This is a genomic window from Enteroscipio rubneri, from assembly GCF_002899715.1.
In the GTDB taxonomy this organism is placed as follows: Bacteria; Actinomycetota; Coriobacteriia; order Coriobacteriales; family Eggerthellaceae; genus Enteroscipio; species Enteroscipio rubneri.
Map to the genome: position 1 here is coordinate 439,531 of NZ_PPEK01000001.1, position 24,718 is coordinate 464,248.

Sequence of the window (24,718 nt, forward strand, 5' to 3'; positions counted from 1 at the left end):
CATGCGCCGGTTTCGGGCCCATCTGTTTTCGATTCGACACGATATCCGATGCTTCGCAAGTGGATGCAACCGTCGGTTGCGTAAAATGAATACCGGACATGCTGGTGCAACGGGCGATGCAACCGTAGCCTGGGGGAGAGAGGAACGCATGACAGAGAAACCGAGAAAGGGATCGTTCATGAACGTCGAGATCGCCCAGCGCCTCGCAACGATGCGGCGCGAGAAGGGGTATAGCCAAGAAGAGCTTGCAGCGCAGTTGGGACTGTCGCGGCAGGCGATTTCGAAATGGGAGCGAGCCGAGTCGTCTCCCGACACGGGCAATCTTGTGGCGCTTGCCAAGCTCTACGGCGTGACCGTGGACGAGCTTCTGCGCGTGGAGGAGGACATCGAGGACGACGTGCGCTTCGAGGAGCGCGACCGAGATGCCGTCGAAGCGGGAGCGACGAGGGGTGCGCAGATTCAGGCGCAAGAGGCGGCCGTGCGCGCCAACGAGGCGGCGGTGCGGGCTGCCCAGGCTGCCGTGGCTGCTGCCCAGGCGCGTGCGACGGCAGAGCAAGCGCAGACGAAGTCCCTCGAGCAGGCGACGTCCTCCGGGCAGATGTCGGCGACCGCCTGCCCACCTCCGCCATCCGGTCAGCCCGTCCAACCGCAGCCTCAGCAGCCGTATCGTGCGCAGCAGCCCGGCGCCGAGCACGACGCGGGCGGCCATCGAAAGCGCGGGCCGTGGACGACCTTCCCCTATCCGGTGCTGTGCGTCATCATATTCCTTGCGCTCGGCTTCCTGTGCGGCGTGTGGCATCCAGCGTGGCTCGTGTTCCTCACCATTCCGCTGTACTACTGGATCGCCCACATCATCGAGAACGACCCGAACTATCGGGCCGATCGGCGCTAACGGAAGGCGGGGGCGGACATGACAAGGCTGACAAGGGAATCGACGACGAAGATAGCGCTGATCATCGTGCTCGGAGCGCTGGCGATCGGGCTTGTGGGGCTTGGCGGCTGGAGCGGCTGCTCGGCGTTCGGGGCACGGTTCGGAACGGCGACCGCGCAGGGGAGTGCGAGCATCGACGCTCAGGAGGTGGAAAGCCTCGACATCGGGTGGGGGGCGGGCGACGCGCGCGTGGTCGTGGTCGACGACGCCGATGCGAACGGCCGCATCGAGCTGGTGGAGACGCTGGTGGGCAGCGCACCGCGCGGGCAGCAGATGCGCTGGGGTGTCTCGGGCGGCACACTGCATGTGGAGCAGGGCTCGGGATTCTCGTGCAGCGCGCTGTTCGGGCGGCGGGACCTCGAGGTGCGCATACCGAAGAGCGCGGCGGAGCGGTTCGACGCCGTCCGGCTCTCGGGCGCGTCGGGGTCGTTCTCGGTGGAGGGCATCGGCTGCCGCACGCTTGACGTGGAACTGGCTTCGGGCGAGATGGATGTGCGCGGCATGCGGGCCGAGGATCTTGCGGTTGATGTGGCGAGCGGAAGGATGAACGTAGCAGGTGAGTTCGGCCGAAGCGTCCGCTTGAAGACGGCTTCGGGGGAGGCACGCGTATCGTGCGAGGGGGCGTGCCCACAGGATCTCGTGACCGAGGTGGCCAGCGGATCGGTCGTCGTGGCCCTGCCCGAAGACAGCGGGTTCACGGCGCGCGTCGACAAGGCGTCGGGGTCATTCAGAAGCGATTTCCCATCGTCGCAAGGCGCGGGCAGGGGCGTCGTAGGCGACGGTTCCGCCTCGTTCGACATCTTCATCGCGAGCGGCGATTTCACGATCGAGAAGAGCTAGGGGCTCAGCGCGGCCCGGCGTGCGGGCGGGCGCGGCACGTGCGCACCGGGGCGCCCGACGGCGCAGACCGCGCGCATGCCGCATCCGCGCGGTTTCCGGCTGCGCGCCCGTCTCGCGCGGGGAGCACGTGCAGGGGATCACCGTTCCCATGCGACGCACGAGGGCCGAGGGACGGCGATGCGCGTCTCCTCGATCGGCCGGCCGTTCGCAGTGAGCGCGAACAGGACCACCTCGTCGCTGTCCTGGTTCGCCACGGCCAAGCGATCGCCGGCGGGGGAAAGCGAGATGTGGCGCGGCCCGCGCCCGCCCGATGGGTAGTCGGCCCGCGCCGATGCGCTCCCGCTCCCGTCGATGTCGAACAGCGCGATCCGGTCGCTGCCCCGCACCGATACGTACAGGCGGCTCCCGTCTGGCGAGAACGCAGGATGGGCCGCCAGAACCGCGCGGCCGCTTCGCGACGCGTCGCCGCGCGCCGTCGGCAGCTCCAGACGACCGATCCGCTCCCAGTTCAGCCCAGTCCGATCGAACCGGAACAGCAGTACGTCGTTCGCGAGTTCGTCCGCGAGGGCGGCCACCGGAAGGCGCGGATGGAACGCGAGCATGCGCGGCCCCGAACCGCCGGGCACCCTCACGACCTCGGCCGGGGGCATGTCGAGCGCGCCCGCGGTCCCCGCTCGGTAGAGCGTGACGGTGTCGCAGCCCAGATCGACGACGGCGAGCAGGTCCGTTCCCGGGACGAAGCTCGCGGAATGCACGTGCGGCGCGCTCTGCCGCTCGCGATTCGGCCCGCCGCCCGCATGGCGCACGGACGGCAGCCCTCCGCGTGGATTCCCGTCGGATGCGAGCAGGCACAGGCCTACCGATCCGCTCTGGTAGTTCGCACCGTACAGGCAGCGCCCGTCCGGGTGGACGGCGACGAAGCACGTCCCGGCATCCGCCGGCGAAGAGCACGCGCCGCGGCAGACGAGCGATCCGTCGCCTTCGATCGCATAGGCGGCAAGGTAGCTCCGATCGTCCAGTTCGTGTGCGGCGTAGAGATGCCGTCCACGCTGTGCGACGAACGAGGGGTTCGGCGCCTTCCCCGCCTCGCGCACGATGCGCAGCGAGCCCGCCTCCTCGTTGAAGGCGAGCTCGAAGATGCCGCCGGCCCTGCCGTCCGTGTACGTTCCCGCGAACAGCGCTTGCTCAGACCTCTGCGCCGTCATGACGCCTCCTGCGCGAGCTCCTGCTTGTCGAGTACCTTGAATCGCCGGTATAGGCGCAGCGTTGCCACCTTGTTCCACATCGTGATGAGCGGCCCCGTGAAGAACGCGGCGATGATGGTGAACACGCCGATGGGCCCGCCGGCTATGATGGCGATGACGGCCACCGTGATGTCCTGCGTCATGCGCACGGGCGTGTAGATGAAGCGCGTGCGCGCCACGATGACGGGTGCGATGGCGTCGATGGGCGCCACGCCCATGCGCGTCTTGAGGTACAACGATACGCCCAACGTGAAGAAAAGCGTTCCGACTACGAGGTATACGCCTGCGCTCACGAACCCCGAGGGTTGCCAGGGAAGCAGGTGGTAGGCCCAGGTGAAGAACTCGATCAGATAGCCGACGGCCACCATGTTGATGATGGTGCCCAATCCAAGCTGGTATTTGTCGAACCTGAACACGGCTACGAGGATGATCAGGTTCACGATGAGCTGGAACGTACCGAAATCCATCCCGATGCGCGCGCTCAGCCCCAGGTTCATGGCCGTGAACGGATCGACGCCGACCCCTCCCACGCGGCAGATGGACGTGCCCAGCGCGATGCACACGATGCCCAGGCACGAGAACAGGAGCTTGCCCTTCAGGTTGTACGTGTGCTTCAAATCCAGCCACTTCGCCATGGCGCGGCGCTCCTCTCGTATCCGGTTCCCGCCGTTGCCCGAAGCCGATGCGAAGGCAGGTGCGATCGAGTCTCGCATAGGGCCCGGGGCTCGCAAGCTGCTCCTCGGCCCTCCGTTGCGCAGCTGTTAGCGGCTGGTGACGCGAACGTGCCGCTGCATGAGTCGTCTCGCCATGCGCGTCAGAGGCGCTTCGCCCTTCCTGCACTCGGGTTCCCGGCGCGCATCTTCGCGCGCCTTGAGCGTGACCCGTTCAGGTTGGAGCTGGTTTCCCCGATCTTCTATTGCATATGACACGTTGTCATATGCAATGGCCGCGTTTTGTGGGATACTGACGGGAACGGTGCACGGCGTCTGGGGCGTAACGGCTGCGCGGCGAGGGGGAGAGGGCATGTTCGGCGAGCTGGTGGTGGGATATCTGTTCCTCGGCGGCGTAGGAGCCGGCGCCTTGGCGATGTCCTCGCTGTTCGATCTCGCCTGGGTGCGCACGCCCTTCGGCGCGTCGGCGCGCGCCTCGGTGGACGAAGCCTTGCCGGCGGAGCGCACGATCTCGTTCGGCCTGCTGGCAGGTCTGGCCGCGCTCGTGCTGGGCGCGCTGTTCCTGCTGTTCGACCTGGGGCGCATCGACCGGGTGGAGGCGCTGTTCCTGCGTCCGTCGGCAACGTATCTGACGGTCGGTTCCTATGCACTGGCGGCTTTGGCGCTTCTCGGGGCGTTCTTGGCGGCGGTGCGTTTCGCGTATCTGCCGAGCATCGCGCGCTCTGTTGTGCGCGCCGTCGAAGCGTTGACGGTGCTGGCGGGCATCGTGGTCATGCTGTACACGGGCCTGCTGCTGCAGGATGCGGCCGGGGTGGCGTTCTGGCATTCGCCCCTCGTCCCGGTGCTGTTCGCGCTGTCGTCGCTCTCGTGCGGTGCGGCCGTCCTGCTGATCACCGCATTCTTCGCGGAGCCGGACGAGCGGGTGGATCGCATGGCGCGCATGCTCGCGCGGATCGACGCGGCCGTCATCGTGCTGGAGGTCGCCGCCGCAGCGCTCTTCGCGGGCCTGGCGCTTGCGAGCGCGCATCCTGCCGAGTCGGCTTCGGCCATGCGCCTGGCGTGCGGCGATCTGGCGGCTTGGTGGTGGGGCGGGTTCGTGCTGTGCGGGCTGGTCATTCCGCTTGCGGTGGAGGCGGCCCTCTTCCTGCGCCGTCGCGACGCGCAGGTTGTGCGGGCCGCGCTCGCCGTGGCGGCGGCGCTCGTGCTGGTAGGCGGGTTCAGCATGCGCAGCGCCGTCGTGGAGACGGGCATGCACCGCGACCTTGCGCTTGAAGAGCCGAACGCGCAGGCGTTCCGATTGGACTAGAGAGAGCGGACACGTGGCCTTATTCGAGATCAACGAGAAGAGCAGCATCCCCATCTGGCTGCAGCTGAAGAACCGGTTCATCTACCTCATCACCTCGGGGTACTACAAGCCGGGCGATCAGCTGCCCACGGTGCGCGGCCTGGCCGCCGACGTCGAGGTGAACTACAACACGGTGAGCAAGGTGTACATGAGCCTGGAGCAGGACGGCTACGTCCAATCGAAGCGGCGCCAGGGCGCGTTCGTGCTGGACGTGAGCGGCAAGCCCGGCGTGAGCATAGCGACCACGGCCGAGATCGTGACGCAGGAGTACCTCAAGCGCTGCTTCGAACTAGGCATGTCGCTTGAGAATATCGAAGAGCAGTTCGCCGCCAGCATACAAGCCGAGCGGCGCAAGCGGGACGGGGGCGGCCGAGACGCCGCTTCGAGGACGGAGGAGGAGCGATGAAGCGCCAGAAGAACGGAAGCGCCGGGGCGTCGGAGGCGGGATACGCGGCAGCGGGCGCGGCGGCGCCCTTCGGCGAAGGACGGACGGCGTCGTTTCCGGCCAACGCCCGGTTTGACACCGGCCGGCGCCGGGCATCGCGCAACGGGGCCGTGGTGTTCGCTGTCGTGGTGTTCGCGATCGCGTTCGCCCTCGTGCTGGCGGCGGTGCAGCTGGCCTTCGGCGGCATCGGGCTGGCGGCGCTCCTCGCGGCGGCCCTCGTGGGGTGGCTGGCGTCGTCCTCGGTGCACGTGGTGCTCGAATGGGAGAAGGCCGTTGTGCTGCGCTTCGGCAAGTTCAATCGTGTGGCAGGGCCGGGCATCGTGTTCACTTGGCCGATCGTCGAGTTCTACACGCTACGCATCGACCAGCGCGTGGCAACCACGTACTTTGGGGCCGAAGAGACACTCACGAGCGACCTCGTGCCCATCAATGTGGACGCCGTGTTATTCTGGATGGTATGGAACGCGAAGAACGCCGCCGTGGAGGTGGAGGACTACGCGTCGGCCGTGGCGTGGATCGCACAGACGACCATGCGCAAGGCCATCGGCCGAGCGACGGCGGTGGAGGTGGCCACGCGCCGCGATCAGCTCGACGAGGAGCTGGAGGCGGCCATCGAGGAGAAGCTGAACCCTTGGGGCATCACGATTATCGATGTTGAGATCCGCGACATCGTCATCCCGAAGGAGCTGCAGGAGGCCATGGCGCAAGAGGCCGTTGCCGAGCGGAAGAAGAACGCCCGCATGGTGCTGGCCGAGGCCGAGAAGGACATCTCCGAGATGCTCATGGATGCCGCGCAGGTGTACGCCGGCGATGCGGACGCCATGAAGCTGCGCACCATGCACTTGGCCTACGAGAGCGTGGAACAGTCGGGCGGCACGCTCGTGGTGCCGAGCGCCTTCAGCGAGGGCTTCGTGCCCGAGACGGGAGCGGGGGAACAAGCAAGCGCGCACGGCGCGAAGTAGCGCTGCCCTGCCTGCTATTATTGTAACTGATCACATCCCGTGCGCTCGTTTGCGACGCGCCGCTTCGCGGTACACTTCATCGTCGGTTCGCATCCCGATGACGATAACCAGCATCACGCCGTCGCGCTCTTCGAGCTTGTAGACGATGCGCACGCCGTCGCGCTTGAGCTTCACCTTGAACAGGCCGGTGAGATTGGTTCCTCCGCTGTTGCCGAGGGGCTTGCCGTAGCCGGGTTCGCTTCCGCTTGACGGGCGCGGGTTGGCTGCGATCTTGTCCAACGCCTTCAGGACGCGAAGACGCACCGATCCGTCGAGGCGGCAAAGGTCGCGATGCCCTTCCCGACGTGGAGCTCGAAACCAAAAATTGTAGTCCATTGTATTTTTCGGCACGTACGGGGGCTTGTTCACGAGGAACTTCGGATTCGAAGGAGGAATCAAGAGCGTGCCGCTGTATGCGGCGTTCTGTCTCCGGCGATAATCGCTTCTGTCTTACGTGAATGCTTGCGATAAAGAAATAGAATCCCCAGTTTAACCAATATTATCTCCAAAATAGAATAATCTCTTGTCATACTCTGTCATAGTTCTTACTTGATAATCATAGTGACGTATGGCAGACTATGACAGAGAAGGGAATCGGCCGATTTCTGACATAAGGGGGAATCCCGACCAAGCGGCGCTCTGCGCCGCGCTGTCGACGGGAAAGGCCGCTTGCGGAACCGTCGCCTTCGCTCGGATTGCCCAAGGCATTCTTGTATCGGGAATGAAGGAGGAGACATGTCGGAAACCAAGAGCCCGCGCACGGGGCTCACGCGCAGAGGCTTCCTGAAAACGACCGGCGCGCTCGCGGGCGCAGCGGCGGTTGCGGGCACGACGCCAACGCTCACTGCGCTGGCTGAAACGCCCGATGCCGACGCAGCCGAGGAGCAGGTGTTCTACAGCACGTGCGGAGGCAACTGCGGCGGTCCAACCTGCCGCATGAAAGGCATCGTGCGCGAGGGAAAGCTCGTACAGGTCAAGCCTGCGGACATCGACCCTGAACATCCAACGTTCAGAACCGGCTGCGTCAAGGGCCAGACGAATCCGCAGCGCCTCTACAGCCCGAAGCGCAATCTCTACCCTTTGAAGCGTGTTGGAGAGCGCGGCGCAGGCCAGTGGGAACGTATCTCGTGGGACGAAGCCATAACCACCATCGCCGATGCCATGAAATCATCCCAGGAGCAATATGGGGATTCTTCGGTTGCGTTTTGGCACAGTTATGTCGGCGGGAGCAGCGTCCTGAATTTTGCAACCTCGAGCTGCACTCCCGAGGGTACGCGCACCGGTTCGTCCGTCTCGCTCGAGCGGTTCATCCAGAAAACGGGAGCAACGGTAATGACCCCCGCAGCTGATAAGACGTTGCAATGGGCGTTGGCTTCCATTCCCGGGCTGGCCAAATTCGCGCCACAGAGCGAACTTGTGAAAGCGCAGACGATCATGATTTGGGGTTCCAATCCTACCGGTGCATCTCGCTCCCATCAGAATTTTCTTCGCAAGGCGAAGGAGAACGGATCCAAGATCGTAACTATCGATCCTTTGGTCAGGTTGAATGCGGTGCAATCGGATCTCTACCTGCCGGTGCGTCCGGCGACTGACGGCTTCTTGGCGTTGGCCATGTGCAACTGGATTGTCGACCACGAGCTGGTGGACTGGGAATTTCTTCGGGATAGCACCGTCGCCCCGATTCTGCGCAAAGAGGACGGGACGTACTTGCGGCTATCGGATCTGGGCATGGCCCCCGAAGAGGGCCCTGTCGATCCTAAGACGGGCAAGTCGACGACCCTTGACACCGAGGTGGTGTACGACGAGGAGAATATGACGTTTGGCTCCATCAACAAGGTTGCGCACCCTGCCGTGCTTGGCTCCTATGAAGCGAACGGCCTCAAAGTGCGCACGGTGCTCGATTACGTGCTCGAGAATATCAAGGAGTACACAGTCGAGAAGGCCGCCGAGGTGTGCGACGTCCCGGCGTGGAAGATCGAGGAGGTCGCGCGCCTGTATGCAACCGAAAAACCCGCAACCATCGATATGTGGGAAGGCCTCGACCACCGGCATAACTCGCGCCACAACTACAAAGACCTTATGCTCCTTGCCTGCCTGACCGGAAACTACGATAAGCCTGGTTCGTTCATCGTGTGCCAGCATCTCCTCGAAGGCGAGGATGGCGGAGATGCCATAGGCGGAACAACCGACACAAGCAAGCTCATCCAAGTTGATGGTGCTAAGAAGTCCCTGCATATGACAGGCATGTATCTTCATGAGGTGATGGAAAAGGGAAAACTGGGTTCGACGGAGCTTCTTCTCAAAGTGGTGTATTGCTTCCAGGCGAATCCACTGGCTGCCGACTGTGGGCCGCGCGAGCTCAAGGCGGCCATCGATAAGCTCGATCTCTTCGTCGTGGCCGATCCTTATATGTCGGACACGGCGCGTTGGGCCGATATCGTGCTGCCCATCGCTATGATGTGGGAGAAGGAAGACGCTACCGGTGGTTTCACCCTGCTCGAGAAAGGCGTCGAACCGCCGGGAGAATGCAAGGCCGACATGGACGTGTTCCGTATGCTCGCCGACAAGATGGGCTTTCCCGACCTATACGACAAGACCGATGAGGAGTACCTGCGCGAAGCGCTCGATACCCCCTTCAACAAGGCAAACGGCTTCACCTACGACGACTACAAGGAAAAGGGCTTTATCGTCAAGTTCGCCGACCAGATGGAAGCGGCGGCATCGAATGCCGCGGCGGCTGCGACCCCGAAGATCCGCAACTCGTTCTATATCGAGAACCCGCGGTCGGTCGACTTGAACGAGCCTGAGGTCGATCGCGAGATCGAAAGCCGGCCATACTGGGAGGAGCCGCTCGAGACGAGCGTAAACAATCCGGCATTTCAGAAATATCCGCTATTTGCCTTTAGCATCCACGAGATATACCACGCACAATCCATCCTTCTCGAGGTTCCCTGGCTTGATGAGCTGCGGCCTGAGCCCAAGATCGAGATTCACGAAGATGCAGCAGCTGCACGTGGCATCAAGCAAGGCGATTTGATCAAGGCGTATAACGATCGCGGCTTCGTGGTGTGCAAGGCGGTCGTCACCAAGGGCATACGACCCGACTGCATTCTTCTTCCGCACGGTTGGCAGACTGACGACTTCGTAGCCGGGCATCTAACGGATCTCACGCGCATCGACATGGACGGGTTTTCGGGGAACAGCTGTTACAACGAGATCCTTTGCGAAGTCGAGTTGTACGACGGAGGTGCTGAATAATGACGCGGTATGGATTCGTCATCGACACGACGCGCTGCGTGGGATGCAACTTCTGCTCGATGGCATGCAAGGTGGAGAACAATCTTCCCGAGGATGTTTGGTGGAGCCGTGCCTACACCGACGGCGGCGAGGTGGAGCAGACGCCCTCGGGCGAATGGCCCGACAATCTGCATATGGCGTTCATGACCGTGGGCTGTCAGCACTGCGACAACCCGGCCTGTGTGAAGGCGTGCCCGGTGGGAGCCACGTACAAAGACGCCGACACGGGCATCGTGCGCCAGGACTTCGACAAGTGCATCGGGTGCCGCATGTGCATGGCGGCCTGCCCCTACTCGGGCGTGCGCACGTTCAACTGGGAGGAGCCGAAGTACTTCCTCGACTTCCCGGTGGGCAGCGCCGATGCGCCGAAGCACCAGAAGGGCGTGGTGGAGAAGTGCACCATGTGCTGGCACCGCATCGCCAAGGGCGAGCGGCCTGCCTGCGCCGACGTGTGCCGGACGCTGGCGCGGCATTGGGGCGACTTCGACGACCCCGATTCCGAGGTGTCCAAGCTCATCCGCGACCGCCCGTACAAGCAGCTGCTGGCCGACGAGGGCACCGGCCCCTGCGTGTACTACCTCGTCTAGGCGAAGAAGGAGAACATCATGTCTGAAAACGTTACGGCGGCGAAGGCCGCCAAGGCTCCTGCTGCCACATTCGGGGGCAGAGGGCTCACGATAGGCATCGCGGCGGCTGCAGCGGTCACCATTGTCGGCCTCGTGCTGTGGGGCATGCAGCTGGCGGGCGGCTTCATGGACACCGCCATGCGGGACTTCGCCCCCTGGGGCATCAACATCGCCCTGTTCATGTTCTTCGTGGGGCTCTCGGTAGGCAGCATGGTGGTGGCCGCTTCGCCTCGCGCGTTCGGCTTCGAGAGCTTCGGCGGCATCGCGAAGATGGCCGCATGGGTTCCCATCTGCAGCACGGTGCTCGCCATCGGCTTCGTCGTGGTGGACCTCGGCCAGCCCCTGCGCCTGTGGGAGCTGTTCGCTTATTCCAACCTCAGCTCGCCGCTCATGTGGGACATCATCGTGCTCTCGGTGTACCTGATCCTGTCCGTCGTGTACCTGTGGACGCTGCTGCGTGCCGAGAAGCGGCAGGCCAGCGCGAAGGCGCTGCGCATCGTGTCGGCGGTCGTGCTTTTGTGGGCGCTCGTCGTGTGCGCGGTCGACGGCTGGATCTTCGGCCTCATGCCGAGCCGCGCCCTGTGGAACACGGCGCTGCTGGCGCCGTGGTTCGTGTCCTCGGCATTGGCGAGCGGCGCGGCCCTCGTGCTGGTGCTGGCCATCGCGCTGCGCCGCACGGGCTACGTGGATGTCCGCGAGGAGCATGTCGCGAGGCTGGCGAAGCTTCTGGGGGCGTTCGTGTGCGTGGACCTGTTCTTCTTCGCGTGCGACCTTGTCACCGAAGGGTTCCCGGGGGGTTCCGGCGCGGGCATCGTCGGCATGCTGGTCGCGGGACAGCTGGCGCCGTTCTTCTGGATCCAGATCGTCGGCTGCGCGCTGGCCGCCGTGGTGTGCTTCGTGCCGAAGCTGCGCACGAGCCCGCTGCTCGTTGCAGCCGGCCTGCTGACGGTCGCGGGCGTGTTCTGCAAGCGCATGCAGCTGGTCGTGGGCGGCTTCCAGGTTCCCTCGCTCGACTATGCCACGTTCGTCACCCCCTTCACCGTGACGAGCGATTGGGGCGTCGGTCTGGCCGGCGCCTACGAGGGCATGGTCTACGCGCCCACGCTTCCCGAGGTCGGGCTCGCTCTCGGCGTGCTGTCGCTCGGCGTGCTCCTCGTGCTCGTGGGCCTGAAGTTCCTGCCGCTCTCGTCGGTTCAGGGCGCCAACTAGCGCGCTTCCTCTTCGAAAGGGCGCCGATCCCTCCCTCCGGCGTCCTTTCCGAAGACTCGGCGAAGGAAGGCCATGATGAAGAAAACCCTTGTGACGGTCCTCGCGTTCCTGGTCGTGGGCGCGTGCGTGCTCCTCGCGGGCGTCGTTGCCGATCCGTCGGCGGGCCTGCCGAAGCCCATCGAGGCCGGCTCCCCCTGTCCGGCGGCAGGCTGCGCTTCGGGGTCGTGCCACGGGTTCGACGACGTGCCCGAGCCGGACGGCGTCCATGAGATGACGTGTCCCGAGGCAGCGTGCGCGAGCGTGGAATGCCATGCCTGGGACACGCTGACCACGCGCTACTATCAGCCCTCAGAAGCCAGCATGAACGTGTGGCTGCTTTTGCCCGTGGCGCTGGTGGTCGGCCTCGTGCTGCTTGTGAAGAAGGTGAAGTAGATGGACGGGAAGCGCCTTGTCGTCGACGTGGTCGCCCTCGCCGTGTATGCCCTGGTGGCGAACCCCGCCTGGACGGGGATCGGCCTGCACGAATGGGCGAGCCTCGGGCTGTTCGTCGTATTCATAGTCCATTGCGCGATGCACGTCGATTGGGTCGTCGAGACCTTCGCAGGCCTCGTTCGGCGCCCGTCGCCCGCGCGGACGGGCAATCTCGTTCTCGATGCGCTGACGCTGGCCGCTTTGATGACGACGGCGGTTTCGGGGATCCTCGTGTCGGGAGCGGTGCTGCCGGCTCTGGGGCTGTATGCCGACGGATACTACTTCTGGGATCCTCTCCATGCGATCTCCGCGAAGGTGCTTCTCGCGCTGCTGCTGGTCCACGTGGTGGCGCACTGGAAATGGCTGTACAATTTCCTTCGAGGGGGCAAGGCGAGCGCGGTTCGCGCAGCGCGAGAGGCGGGGGAGGCCGATGAACGCGGCTAGGTTGCTGGAGGAGCGCCCGACGCTTCGGGCATGGCTCGAGGAGTACGGCGCGATCGAGCGCGAGTACCTCGACGGGTTGCGGGCGACGGGCGTCGACTTCCCCCCGGCCTACGCCGACGAGGAGAGCGTCCGGGCGGCGCGGCGCCGCCTGCGCGACAAGGGCGCGACGTTTCGCAACGGCGGCGCGAGCATCGTGGCCGGCAGGCTCTCATCGGCGTGCGAAGCGTGCTCGAACGACCTCGGCAGCAAGACGTTCGCGCTGTCCTTGCAGTGCAACCGCGACTGCTACTTCTGCTTCAACAAGAACCAGCGGTCCGACGACCAGGCGTGTTCGTCGACGGGAGGCTGGCGCGACGAGGTGGACGCCTTCGCCGAGGAGTGCGGCGGCGTCACCCACGTCGGGCTGACGGGCGGCGAGCCTTTGCTGCATCGCCGGGAAGCCGTGAAGTTCGTGCGCTACGTCCACACGCGGCATCCGGGCGCGCATGTGCGCCTCTACACGGCGGGCGATTTCCTGGACGAGGAGGTGCTCTCCGAGCTGCGCGATGCCGGCTTGCGGGAGCTTCGCATGAGCGTGAAGCTGGACGTGCGCGATCTCGAATCCGCCGTCGAGATCATCGACGGCGCCGTGGGAAAGCTCGCGCTGGCGAAGCGCTTCGTCCCCGACGTGATGGTTGAGATGCCTGCCATTCCCGGCACCGACGACGCGATGCGGCGGCTGCTCGCACGGCTCGACGAGATCGGCGCGTTCGGCATCAACCTGCTCGAGTTCGGCTACCCGATGCACGATTGGGAGGCATTCGGCTCCCGCGGGTTCGAGGTGCGCAATCCGCCGTTCCCCGTGGCCTACGACTACAGCTATCCCGGCGGCCTGCCCATCGCGGGAAGCGAGCTTCTGTGCCTCGAGCTGCTGGAGTTCGCGCTCGACGAGGGGCTGTCGCTCGGGGTGCATTACTGTTCGCTGGAGAACAAGAACCGCGGGCAGGTGTATCGGCAGAATGCCGTCGTGCGGCTCGACGAGAGGCTGTTCGAGCTGGATGGCGAGGACTTCTTCTACAAGGCCGCGAAGGTGTTCGATGGGGACGCGGCACGCGTCGGCGAGCGCTTCGTCGCCTTGGGGGTGCCCTACGAACGGGACGAGCAGGACGGAAGCCTCCTCTTCCATCCTGACGGCTTGGGGGCGATCGGCGATCTTCCCGTGCTGCCGGCGTTGTCGTACAACGTGATTGAGCGCACCGCCGACGGGTGCGCCGTCCGCGAATTGAAGCTCGAAGTGGCTGAAAGGGGCCTTGACATGGGAAACGAAGCAATCTGGGGCGCACGCGCGACGGCCTGGGAGCTGCTCGCGCTTACGTTCCGCTATCCGGACGAGGTCCTGGCCCAGGCCGTCTCGTCCGGCGAATGGGCCGAGGCCGCGGAGGAGGTGGCCGCTGCTCTGAGCCTCCGCCTGCCGGAGGGCTGGGGAGAGGGGCCCGGCGGATGCGCCGGGCGCGGGGACGCGTCCCGCTCCTCGGCCGAGGCGCTTCTGCACGACCTGCGCGTCGAGGCTACGCGCCTGTTCGTGGGCGCGCCCGAGCCTGCGGTATCGCCCTATGAGGGCGTGTGGCGCGCGGTCGACGACGGGGTTCAGCCGCTTTTGTTCGTGAACCCGCATTCCATGGACGTCGAGCGCTTCATGCGCGCATGCGGGCTCGGTCGGCCGGAAGGCACGAACGACCCGCTCGACCGCGTGGATGCCGAGTGCGAGCTGCTTGAGCACCTGGCCCTGCGCGTCGCTGGCGCCGAGCCTCCCGAGGGCGCGCCCGCCGACGCCGATCTGCCCGGCGGCTCGCCCGAGGCGGCCTACGACGAGTTCCTCCAGGAGCACGCCCGCGTCTGGCTGCCCCGCTTCGCGAAGCGCGTGGCCAAGGAGGCCCGCGAGCCCCTCTACCGCGACGCCGCCGCCTACCTGGGGGCGATGTGCTGAAAGCTCGCATCCTGCGGTTGCGGGCGGCGCGCTTCCCTTTTCAGCGGCTCTTATTACCAGGTTGCATTACGTAATGCAACCTGGTACAGTGTCGAATAGGAAGCAGTGGAGCCAAGGAGGTGCGCCATGGCGGCGGTGGCAACATTGAACGTGCGCTTGCCCGAAGATCTCAAGGAGCGGGGCATGCAGGTTCTCGAGCGGGAGGGCGTGAGCGCCTCCGAGCTCATTCGCGACCTGTTTCGCGAGCTGGGGGAAACCCAACAGCTTCCCGACTTCGCGCGCGTGCGCGCGTGTGATCGAGGTGAGGCTGAGGCCAAGCGCGCCGCCCTGCGCGAGTTCGTTTGCCTCGGCCGCAGCTTCGAGGGTAACGATGCGTTCGATGACACGCGGAACGCCTATCGCGAGCACCTGCTTCGGAAACATCGCCCAGGAGTGCGCGTATGAACGTCCTCTTCGATACGAACGTCATCATCGACCTGTGGGATTCGTCCGAGGATTTCGAAAGCTCGTTTCAGGCGGTTGACATCGCGCTTCATCGCGGATTCGGGGCATGCATCACCACGCCCATGGCCCCTTCCATTGTATATTTGCTCTCGGCGCGCAAGATCATGTCGAAGCGGGAGGCCCATGCGGCGTTCGGCAAGATCATGGACATGTTCGAGCTGCTCGACGTGACTGCGACGGACTGTCGGCTGGCGCATGAAAAGGGCAAGGGAGATTTCGAGGACGACCTCATCGCCTGGGCCGCCTATCGCCACGGCGTCGACTTCATTGTGACGCGCAACAAACGGGATTTCGCGAAATCTCCCGTTCCCGCGCTCGCCCCGCAGGAGTTCGCGGATATCTACCGGCCCCACGATCTCGAATACGAAACGATCGACTGGCCTGAAACGTGAGGGCTTGCCATCTAGCTTGGCCGACGCGCATGTCGTCATGCGCGAAACGCTTCGGTAAACGAATCGACGCGCATCTTTAACGTTCCGGAAAGCACGGCGAAAAGCCGGCCGGCTACGATGATTTCGAACCGGAAGCTTTCAAACGAAGGAGATGCGATGTACGAGATGCCGAAACTTGAGGAGAGCTTGACGCGGCGGGGGTTCATGCGGGGCGCGGCGCTGGCTGCGGCGGCGGTGGGCGTCGCCGGGCTTGCAGGCTGCCAGTCGGCGGGTGCTGCCGAGGGCGATGCGACCGACGGTGCTTCCGGCGGCTATGTGGGGCAACCCCAGCTGACGCCGTACGTCGAACCGCGCATGATTGCCATCGAAGATGCGCAGGTGCAAGTGAAGAACGTGCTGGTGGTTGTGGACTACCAGGTTGACTTCGTCGACGGTTCGCTGGGTAGAAACGAACGCGCCATCGGACTTCAAGACGCCATCTGCGATCGCATCAAGCAGTATCAGGATAATGGCGACTACGTGTTCTACACCATGGATACGCATCCGAGCGAAAACTACTCCCTCACTCGCGAGGGCGGCACTTCGGTTGCGAAGGGGGCATCAAGAGCGTGCCGCTGTACGCGGCGTTCTGCATCTGTTAGCACGGCTCCGCAAAAGGCGAGCGCAGCGATGCCGCCCCCCCCCGGGACGGACGGGCGAAGCCCCGCCGCCGAAGGCGGCGCATCGGCCCCGCATGCGATTCGCGGGTTTTCCATCAAGCATGAGGCCGTCGCACGCGCCGAAGGGTCCGGCGCGAGTTCCGCACGAGCCGGAACGCCCAGCGGGCGTTCCGTGCGAGCAGGACTGCAGAGCGCCGGACCCTTCGGCGCGTGCGACGGCCGTCCCGCAGGTCCGAAACCCCCTCCGCAACCAAAAATTTTCCGCCTCATCGTCCCAGCTAAACACAAGAATCAACAGCAAATCCCCACAGTTCGTAAAAATTTTTCTTGACTTGGCTCCGCTCCGCGTGTATTTTCGGAACTTGCGACTTTTTCGCAATTTTGCGGGTGCACATGAAGGAGGAAAAGCCTCGTGGCTCAAGGAAAAACGACTGATCAGACCAGGCTTTACAGGGATCGACGCTCGTTCGCGAAGATTCCGGACGTCATGGACGTCCCCAACCTGATCGCCATCCAGACGGACAGCTTCGAGTTCTTCAAGGGCGAAGGTTTAGCGCAAGCGTTCCAAGACATCAGCCCCATCGAGAACAACACCAAGGACATGTGCGTGGAGTTCGGCAAGCACGAGTTCGGCGAGCCGAAGTACACGGTGGACGAATGCAAGGAGAAGGACGTCTCCTACCAGGCGCCGCTTTTCGTCGAGATACGCTTCATCAACCGCGAGACGGGCGAGATCAAGGAGCAGGACGTCTTCATGGGCGACTTCCCGCTCATGACTCCGCGCGGCACGTTCATCATCAACGGCACGGAGCGTGTCGTCGTCTCCCAGCTCGTGCGCTCGCCGGGCGTCTACTTCGCCTCCGAGCGTGACAAGGCGTCCGACAAGACCCTGTACAACGCCAAGGTCATCCCCAGCCGTGGCGCATGGCTCGAGTTCGAAACCGACAAGCGCGACATCCTGTCGGTGCGCATCGACCGCAAGCGCAAGCAGCCGGCAACGCTGCTCGTGCGCGCCCTCGGCCTGGCCGAGACGCGTGAGGAGATCATCGAGCTCCTTGGCAACTCCGAGATGGTGCTGCGCACGCTCGACCGCGATCCGGCCACCACGAAGGAAGAGTCGCTCATCGAGCTGTACAAGCGCTTCCGTCCCGGCGAGCCGCCCACCATCGACTCCGCCCGGACGCTGCTCGAGGGCCTGTTCTTCAACCCGCAGCGCTACGACCTGGCGAAGGTTGGCCGCTACAAGATCAACAAGAAGCTCGGCTTCGACCCGGATTACGAGGCGTCCACGCTCACCGACGAGGACATCGTGCGCACGATGCAGTACATCGTTGCGCTTCACGAAGGCGACGAGGGCGTCCAGACCGACGACATCGACCACTTCGGCAACCGTCGCATCCGCACGGTGGGCGAGCTCATCCAGAACCAGTTCCGCATCGGCCTGTCCCGCATGGAGCGCGTCGTGCGCGAGCGCATGAGTATGCAGGAGCCCGACGAGATCACGCCGCAGAGCCTCGTGAACATCCGCCCCATCGTGGCGGCCATCAAGGAGTTCTTCGGCTCCTCGCAGCTGTCCCAGTTCATGGACCAGACGAACCCCGCCGCTGGCATCACGCACAAGCGCCGCCTGTCAGCTCTGGGCCCCGGCGGCCTGTCCCGCGAGCGCGCCGGCTTCGAGGTGCGAGACGTCCACACGTCCCACTACGGCCGCATGTGCCCCATTGAGACGCCTGAAGGTCCGAACATCGGCCTCATCGGCTCGCTGGCAACCTACGCCCGCATCAACCCCTACGGCTTCATCGAGACGCCGTACCGCCGCGTCGTGGACGGCAAGGTGACCGACGAGATCGACTACCTCACCGCTGACGAGGAGGAGAACTACACGATCGCGCAGGCCAACGACCTGTTCAACCTCGAAACGCGCGAGTTCGGCACGTTCGACGAGAACGGCGAGTTCCACAAGGCGGCGCGCGTGCTGTGCCGCACGAAGGACGCATCCGGCACATTCGGAGAACCCGACGAGGTGCCGCCCGTGCAGGTGGACTACATGGACGTCTCCCCGCGCCAGATGACGTCGGTCGCGACTTCGCTCATCCCGTTCCTCGAGCACGACGATGCGAACCGCGCCCTCATGGGCTCGAACATGCAGCGTCAGGCCGTGCCGCTGCTGCGGCCGAACGCGCCGCTTGTGGGCACCGGCATCGAGCATCGCATCGCGGTCGACTCCGGCGAGATCCTCGTCGCCCAGAACTCGGGCATCGTGGACTACGTGGACGGCCAGACCATCATCATCTTGAACGACGACGGCGAATACGACGAGTATCTTATCCCGAAGTTCCAGCGTTCGAACCAGTCGGGCTGCATCAACCATCGTCCTATCGTTCGCAAAGGCGACGAAGTGCAGGCCGGAGACGTGCTTGCCGACGGCCCCAGCTGCGACGGCGGCGAGCTTGCGCTGGGCCAGAACCTCATGGTCGCCTACATGCCGTGGGAGGGCTTCAACTACGAGGACGCCATCATCGTGTCCGAGCGCGTGGTTGCCGAGGACCTGCTCACGTCCATCCACATCTCCGAGTACGAGGTGGATGCGCGCGACACGAAGCTGGGGCCCGAAGAGATCACCCGCGAGATCCCCAACATCTCCGACGACATGATCTCCGACCTCGACGCCGACGGCATCATCCGCGTGGGCGCCGAGGTGTTCCCGGGCGACGTGCTGGTGGGCAAGGTCACGCCGAAGGGCGAGACGGAGCTCACGGCCGAGGAGCGCCTGCTGCGCGCCATCTTCGGCGAGAAGGCCCGCGAGGTGCGCGACACGTCGCTCAAGGTGCCCCACGGCTCCGGCGGCCGCGTCATCGGCATGAGCCGCTTCAGCCGCGATGCCGGCGACGAGTTGGCCCCGGGCGTTAACGAGCTCGTGCGCATCTACGTGGCTCAGAAGCGCAAGGTGCAGCAGGGCGACAAGCTGTCCGGACGCCACGGTAACAAGGGCGTCATCTCCCGCGTGCTGCCGGTGGAGGACATGCCCTACCTCGCCGACGGCACCCCTATCGACGTCATCCTGAACCCGCTCGGCGTTCCGTCCCGTATGAACGTGGGACAGCTTTTGGAGAACCACCTGGGCTGGGCCGCGAAGTGGGGATGGTCCGACGAGGAGGAGACGGAAGAGGTTGTCGAAGGCCCCATGCATGTGGCCACGCCCGTGTTCGACGGCGCCACGGAAAAGGAGATCTCCGACGCCATCGAGAAGGCGAACCGTAATCTTATCAATTACAACCACTACAAGTATGGCGAGAAGGCGCGCGACGAGTTCGTGCCGCAGCTGTCCCGCACCGGCAAAACGTGGCTCTACGACGGCCGCACGGGCGAGAAGTTCCGCGAGCCCATCACGGTCGGCCAGAGCTACATCCTGAAGCTCGGCCACATGGTGGACGACAAGATCCACGCGCGCTCGACCGGTCCTTACAGCCTGATCACCCAGCAGCCGCTGGGCGGCAAGGCGCAGTTCGGCGGCCAGCGCTTCGGCGAGATGGAGGTGTGGGCGCTCTACGCCTACGGCGCCTCCAACGTGCTGCAGGAGATACTCACCGTGAAGTCCGACGACACCGCCGGCCGCGTCAAGTCCTACGAGTCCATCGTCAAGGGCGAGAACATCCCGGCCGCCGAGGTGCCCGAGTCCTTCAAGGTGCTGGTGAAGGAAATGAAGTCGCTCTGCCTGAATGTGGAGCTCGAGGGCCACGATCATCAGGCGATCGACGTGACGCGCGAGATCGACGGGCAGGAGGACGCCGACCGGGCGCTCTTCGAGGCCATCGCCGCCGACGCGCGCAAGACCGAAGAAGACGACGCGGCGAACGCGCTCGACAACATCGCCGCCGAGCTGGGAGAATTGATGGGCGATACCACGAACGAAACGAACGACCTCATCGGAGAAGGGGAGGAGCTGTAAATGACGACGGAATTCGACGTCACTAATTTCGACGCCCTGCGCATCTCCCTCGCCAACGCCGAGGACGTGCGCGGCTGGTCGCGCGGCGAGGTGAAGAAGCCCGAGACCATCAACTACCGCACGCTCAAGCCCGAGAAGGACGGCCTGTTCTGCGAAAAAATCTTCGGCCCGACGAAGGACTGGGAGTGCGCCTGCGGCAAGTACAAGCGCGTGCGCTTCAAGGGCATCGTGTGCGAGCGCTGCGGCGTGGAGGTCACGCGCAGCAAGGTGCGCCGCGAGCGCATGGGCCACATCGAACTGGCCGCGCCGGTCAGCCACATCTGGTACTTCAAGGGCTCGCCTTCGCGCCTGGGCTACCTGCTGGACATCCCGCCGAAGGAGCTGGAGAAAGTCCTGTACTTCGCGAGTTCCATCATCACGTCGGTGGACAAGGAGGCCCGCGAGGAGGATGCCGATGAGCTGCGCGACGAGCTGGCCGCCGACCTTGAGGAGCTGGACGCCGAGCGTGACCGCCTCATCGAGGCCACGCGTAAGCTGTCCGCGGACTACGTGCCCGAGGACGACGACTTCGTCGACGACGTGGACGAGGACGAGCGCATGAGCCCCGAGGAGGTCGACGAAGAGATCGCCGACATCTACGAGGAGTTCAACGAGCGCAAGGCCCTGCGCCAGGACGCGTTCGACGCCTTTATGAAGATCGAGCCGAAGCAGCTCGTGCCCGACGAGGCCCTGTACCGCGAGATGCGCCTGAACTACCGCGACTACTTCACGGGCGGCATGGGCGCCGAGTCCGTGCGCGATCTGCTGGACGCCATGGACCTGGCCGCGACGGCCGACGAGCTGCGCGACGTCATCGCCAACGGCAAAGGCCAGAAGCGCGCCAAGGCCATCAAGCGCCTCAAGGTGGTCGACGCGTTCCTGAAGTCCACGAACAAGCCCACGGATATGATCCTCGACGTCATCCCGGTGATCCCGCCCGACCTGCGCCCCATGGTGCAGCTCGACGGCGGCCGCTTCGCAACGTCGGACCTCAATGACCTGTACCGTCGCGTCATCAACCGCAACAACCGCCTCAAGCGCCTGCTGGACCTGGGCGCGCCCGAGATCATCGTCAACAACGAGAAGCGCATGCTGCAGGAGGCTGTCGACAGCCTGTTCGACAACGGCCGCCGCGGCCGTCCCGTCACGGGTCCGGGCAACCGTCCGCTGAAGTCGCTCTCCGACATGCTCAAGGGCAAGCAGGGCCGCTTCCGCCAGAACCTGCTGGGCAAGCGCGTCGACTACTCCGGCCGATCGGTCATCGTCGTCGGCCCGCAGCTCAAGCTGCACCAGTGCGGCCTGCCGTCGCAGATGGCGCTCGAGCTGTTCAAGCCCTTCGTCATGAAGCGCCTGGTGGAGCTTGAGTACGCCGCCAACATCAAAGCCGCCAAGCGCGCCGTCGACCGCGGCGCCAGCTACGTGTGGGACGTGCTGGAAGAGGTCATCACCGAGCACCCTGTGCTGCTGAACCGCGCCCCCACGCTGCACCGTCTGGGCATCCAGGCCTTCGAGCCGGTGCTCGTCGAGGGCAAGGCCATCAAGCTGCACCCGCTCGTGTGCACCGCCTTCAACGCAGACTTCGACGGCGACCAGATGGCCGTGCACGTGCCGCTGGGCGCCGAGGCGCAGGCCGAGGCCCGCGTACTCATGCTGTCCGCCAACAACATCAAGTCGCCGGCACACGGCCGTCCGCTGACCGTGCCCACCCAGGACATGATTATCGGCCTGTACTACCTCACGGCCGCTCGCGACGGTTTCGAGGGGGAGGGCCGCGCGTTCATCGACTTCGACGACGCCATGAACGCCTACGACGCCCGCGCCGAGCTCGACCTGCAGGCCAAGATCTGGGTGCGCCTTGCCAGGGACACGCAGGTGGCTACGGCCTACAACGTGTTCGAAGAGCACAAGGCCGGCGAGCGCATCGAGACGACTATCGGCCGCATCACGTTCAACAATGTGCTGCCCGAGGACTACCCGTACCTCAACTACGAGATGAACAAGAAGGAGATCAGCCGTCTCGTGGAGGACGTGTGCAACCGTTACGAGCTTTCCCGGGTGCCGGCAATTCTCGACGGCCTCAAGGACGCGGGCTTCCACTACGCCACGCGCGCCGGCGTCACCGTGTCGGTGTACGATGCCACCGTGCCGCCGAACAAGGCCGAGATCCTGGCGAAGGCTGATGCGAAAGTCGCCGCCATCGACGAGGACTACGAGATGGGCCTCATGAGCCCCGACGAGCGCCATAAGCAGGTCGTCGACATCTGGAACGCCGCCAACGAAGAAGTTGGCGATGCTATGGCCGAGAACTTCGACAAGTTCAACCCCATCTACATGATGGCGTTCTCCGGCGCTCGAGGCAACATCAAGCAGATCCGCCAGCTTGCCGGCATGCGCGGCCTGATGTCCGACCCGAAGGGGGAGATCATCGACCGACCCATCAAGGCGAACTTCCGCGAGGGCCTGTCGGTGCTGGAGTACTTCATCTCCACGCACGGCGCCCGCAAGGGTCTGGCCGACACCGCGCTGCGCACCGCCGACTCGGGCTACTTGACCCGCCGCCTGGTGGACGTGGCCCAGGACGTCATCATCCGCGAGATCGACTGCGGCACCGCCGATGGCGTGCCCTACCCGCTGCACAACGAGAAGGGCGACCTCGACGAGAACCTTATCGGGCGCTGCCTGCTCGAAGACGCCGTGGGCACGAATGGCGATGTCGTGTTGGCTGGTGACGAATACATCACTGCGATGAGCCAGCTTCAGGCCATGGAGGATGCCGGCGTGACCGAGGTCGTCATCCGCACGGTCATGACCTGCCACGCTGACCACGGCATCTGCCAGAAGTGCTACGGCTGGGATCTGGCCACGTCGCGTCCGGTTAACATCGGCACGGCGGTGGGCATCATCGCCGCTCAGTCCATCGGCGAGCCGGGCACGCAGCTCACCATGCGCACGTTCCACACCGGCGGCGTCGCCGGCGAGGACATCACCCACGGTCTGCCCCGCGTCCAGGAGCTCTTCGAAGCCCGCAAGCCCAAGGGCCTCGCCGTCCTCGCGGAGATCTCCGGCACGCTGCAGATCGCAGGCGACAAGCAGTCCAAGACCCTCACGATCCACGACCAGCAGGGCAACTACCGCGAGTACGTGGTGAGCGCCCGTGCCCAGATGGTGCCGGGTGTCGTGGACGGCTGCGAAGTGAAGGTGGGCCAGCAGCTCACCAAGGGCTCGGTGAACCCGCACGATCTCTTGCGCCTCACCGATCCGAACACGACGCTGCGCTACATCGTGAGCCAGGTTCAGGGCGTGTATGTGAGCCAGGGCGTGGACATCAACGACAAACACATCGAGGTCATCGCGCGCCAGATGCTGCGCAAGGTGGCCGTGCTCGACGCTGGCGATTCCGACTACTTGCCCGGCCGTCAGGTCAACCGCTTCGAGTTCGACAAGGCGGCGAACGAGCTTATCTCGGAGGGCAAGGAGCCGCCCGTGGGCCAGCCGCTGCTGTTGGGTATCACGAAGGCGTCGCTGGCCACGGACTCGTTCCTGTCGGCCGCCTCGTTCCAGGAGACCACGAAGGTGCTCACCGACGCCGCTATCGAGGGCAAGATCGACCATTTGGCCGGCCTCAAGGAGAACGTTATCATCGGCAAGCCCATCCCGGCTGGTACGGGGCTTGCGCGCTACCACGAGGTGGGGCTCACCTATAAGGGTCGTCCGGTCGCGGGCGTGCAGGGCGAGACGCTGCCCGACTTCGCCCCGGAGGCGCTTCGCGAGATCGAAGACCTGCTGCCGCAGCCGCAGGATTGGTCGCTCGACGACGGCTACCTCAACATGGGTTCGAACTATGGCAGCTACTACAGCGGGCTTTCGCTCGGACGCCGCGGACCGCAGCTGTCCGACGAGGATGCGCGCCTGTACATCTACGACGATTTGGGCGTGTCGCAGCGGTGGGCCAACAAGTTCAGCGAGGCGGGTATCGAGACGGTGGCCGACCTCGTGGGCCATACCGAAGAGGATCTGCTGCGAATCGAGGGCATCGGCGTGAAAGCCATCGAGGAGCTGAAGGAGGGTCTGGCCGAGCATGATCTTTCGTACATGATTGAAGACGACTTGGCCGCCACGAGCGACGATATGTCGCAGCTGCTCGACATGGTGTTTAGCCCAGACGACACCATCCTGATCGGCGGCGACGAGCCCCCTACCTTCAACACGGAGGGCGAGGACATGCTGGGCGAGGCCCTGCCGCCCCGCTCTTACCAGCGCAACCTGGAAGAGCTCGACGCGCTTCTGGGCTCGGTGGGGTCGCTCGGCTTCGGCCTGACCACGAAGGAGTCCGAGGAAGCGGCCAACGCCTCCGAAGACGACGAGATCGAGGAATAGCGGAAACTGGGGGCGCGCTGAGGCGCGCCCCTCTCTGTTGGGAGCCTTCGGAGCGGGGCTCGCCGGGCAACGCCCAGTCGCTCGGACGGTCCTGAGCTCGCGCGAACAGCCCGCCGGGCTGTTCGGCTCGTGCGGAACTCGCTTGGTGGGCACTGTCCGGCGAGCCCCTTCGCGAGTCTTCTGCAATCCTGGTCGGAGGCGGCACAAGCCGCCGAAACCGAAGGATCCCATGCGGCGACAGCAGGACGTGGCCCCCAACCTGCGAGAGGCGGTCAGGCCGGCTTTTGCTGGGCAGGGTTCAACTTGGA

Annotated in this window: 19 protein-coding genes; 16 read left to right on the top strand and 3 right to left on the bottom strand. The window is 64.8% G+C overall.

The features are described 5' to 3' along the window. Positions 1-178 precede the first annotated feature (178 nt). Together C2L71_RS01850 and C2L71_RS01855 are read left to right on the top strand one after the other, a co-directional pair. Positions 179-892 (top strand): helix-turn-helix domain-containing protein, encoded by a 714-nt coding sequence (locus C2L71_RS01850; RefSeq protein WP_103264250.1) that lies wholly within the window; start codon positions 179-181, stop codon positions 890-892. A gap of 18 nt (positions 893-910) precedes the next feature. Continuing rightward, positions 911-1,771, top strand: a complete 861-nt coding sequence (locus tag C2L71_RS01855) for a DUF4097 family beta strand repeat-containing protein (protein WP_103264071.1) — start codon at positions 911-913, stop codon at positions 1,769-1,771. A 137-nt stretch (positions 1,772-1,908) separates the two neighbouring features. Here C2L71_RS01855 and C2L71_RS01860 read toward each other — a convergent pair whose 3' ends face one another. Then, entirely contained in the window at positions 1,909-2,976 is a 1,068-nt protein-coding gene (locus C2L71_RS01860) for a lactonase family protein (protein WP_103264072.1), read from the bottom strand. Further along, a complete protein-coding gene (locus tag C2L71_RS01865) occupies positions 2,973-3,650 on the bottom strand; it encodes a YczE/YyaS/YitT family protein (RefSeq protein ID WP_103264251.1) in 678 nt (225 codons plus the stop codon). Before C2L71_RS01865 ends, C2L71_RS01860 begins: the two co-directional genes overlap by 4 nt. 388 nt (positions 3,651-4,038) lie before the next feature. Here C2L71_RS01865 and nrfD (C2L71_RS01870) point away from each other — a divergent pair, with 388 nt between their 5' ends. The 3 genes from nrfD (C2L71_RS01870) to C2L71_RS01880 are packed head-to-tail and all read left to right on the top strand — an operon-like array spanning position 4,039 to position 6,438. Beyond that, complete coding sequence (gene nrfD / locus C2L71_RS01870) at positions 4,039-4,992, top strand: NrfD/PsrC family molybdoenzyme membrane anchor subunit (protein WP_103264073.1); 954 nt, start codon at positions 4,039-4,041, stop codon at positions 4,990-4,992. Positions 4,993-5,005: 13 nt separating this feature from the next. Beyond that, positions 5,006-5,437, top strand: a complete 432-nt coding sequence (locus C2L71_RS01875) for a GntR family transcriptional regulator (RefSeq protein ID WP_103264074.1) — start codon at positions 5,006-5,008, stop codon at positions 5,435-5,437. Further along, positions 5,434-6,438 (top strand): slipin family protein, encoded by a 1,005-nt coding sequence (locus C2L71_RS01880; RefSeq protein WP_103264075.1) that lies wholly within the window; start codon positions 5,434-5,436, stop codon positions 6,436-6,438. The genes C2L71_RS01875 and C2L71_RS01880 overlap by 4 nt, the downstream gene beginning before the upstream one ends. Before the next feature lie 30 nt (positions 6,439-6,468). Here the strand turns inward: C2L71_RS01880 and C2L71_RS01885 are convergent, their stop codons facing one another. Next, entirely contained in the window at positions 6,469-6,717 is a 249-nt protein-coding gene (locus C2L71_RS01885; RefSeq protein ID WP_239926222.1) for a type II toxin-antitoxin system RelE/ParE family toxin, read from the bottom strand. Positions 6,718-7,212: 495 nt separating this feature from the next. Between C2L71_RS01885 and C2L71_RS01890 the strand changes: the two genes are divergently transcribed. The 11 genes from C2L71_RS01890 (at position 7,213) to C2L71_RS01945 (ending at position 24,410) form a co-directional block, all read left to right on the top strand. After that, positions 7,213-9,735: a molybdopterin-containing oxidoreductase family protein gene (locus C2L71_RS01890; protein ID WP_103264077.1), complete on the top strand. Its 2,523-nt coding sequence runs from the start codon at positions 7,213-7,215 to the stop codon at positions 9,733-9,735. Beyond that, complete coding sequence (locus C2L71_RS01895) at positions 9,735-10,361, top strand: 4Fe-4S dicluster domain-containing protein (protein ID WP_103264078.1); 627 nt, start codon at positions 9,735-9,737, stop codon at positions 10,359-10,361. The genes C2L71_RS01890 and C2L71_RS01895 overlap by 1 nt, the downstream gene beginning before the upstream one ends. A gap of 18 nt (positions 10,362-10,379) precedes the next feature. After that, positions 10,380-11,609, top strand: coding sequence for an NrfD/PsrC family molybdoenzyme membrane anchor subunit (gene nrfD / locus C2L71_RS01900; RefSeq protein ID WP_103264079.1), 1,230 nt, complete (start codon positions 10,380-10,382; stop codon positions 11,607-11,609). 72 nt (positions 11,610-11,681) lie between these two features. Then, positions 11,682-12,041 (top strand): hypothetical protein, encoded by a 360-nt coding sequence (locus C2L71_RS01905; protein WP_103264080.1) that lies wholly within the window; start codon positions 11,682-11,684, stop codon positions 12,039-12,041. Next, a complete protein-coding gene (locus C2L71_RS01910; RefSeq protein WP_103264081.1) occupies positions 12,042-12,524 on the top strand; it encodes a DUF4405 domain-containing protein in 483 nt (160 codons plus the stop codon). After that, positions 12,511-14,490 carry a molecular chaperone TorD family protein gene (locus C2L71_RS01915; RefSeq protein ID WP_239926224.1) on the top strand — a complete coding sequence of 660 codons (1,980 nt, stop codon included), beginning with the start codon at positions 12,511-12,513 and terminating at the stop codon, positions 14,488-14,490. The genes C2L71_RS01910 and C2L71_RS01915 overlap by 14 nt, the downstream gene beginning before the upstream one ends. Positions 14,491-14,616: 126 nt before the next feature. After that, positions 14,617-14,934, top strand: a complete 318-nt coding sequence (locus C2L71_RS01925; RefSeq protein WP_103264082.1) for a type II toxin-antitoxin system RelB/DinJ family antitoxin — start codon at positions 14,617-14,619, stop codon at positions 14,932-14,934. Continuing rightward, positions 14,931-15,386, top strand: a complete 456-nt coding sequence (locus C2L71_RS01930; RefSeq protein ID WP_103264083.1) for a type II toxin-antitoxin system VapC family toxin — start codon at positions 14,931-14,933, stop codon at positions 15,384-15,386. The genes C2L71_RS01925 and C2L71_RS01930 overlap by 4 nt, the downstream gene beginning before the upstream one ends. A gap of 156 nt (positions 15,387-15,542) precedes the next feature. Beyond that, complete coding sequence (locus C2L71_RS01935; protein ID WP_103264084.1) at positions 15,543-16,376, top strand: twin-arginine translocation signal domain-containing protein; 834 nt, start codon at positions 15,543-15,545, stop codon at positions 16,374-16,376. Between the two features lie 81 nt (positions 16,377-16,457). After that, on the top strand, positions 16,458-19,994 hold the full coding sequence (rpoB, locus tag C2L71_RS01940; protein WP_103264085.1) for a DNA-directed RNA polymerase subunit beta: 3,537 nt from the start codon (positions 16,458-16,460) through the stop codon (positions 19,992-19,994). After that, the gene (locus tag C2L71_RS01945; RefSeq protein ID WP_103264086.1) at positions 19,995-24,410 is read left to right on the top strand and encodes a DNA-directed RNA polymerase subunit beta'; all 4,416 of its coding nucleotides are present in this window, start codon (positions 19,995-19,997) and stop codon (positions 24,408-24,410) included. Positions 24,411-24,718: the final 308 nt, after the last annotated feature.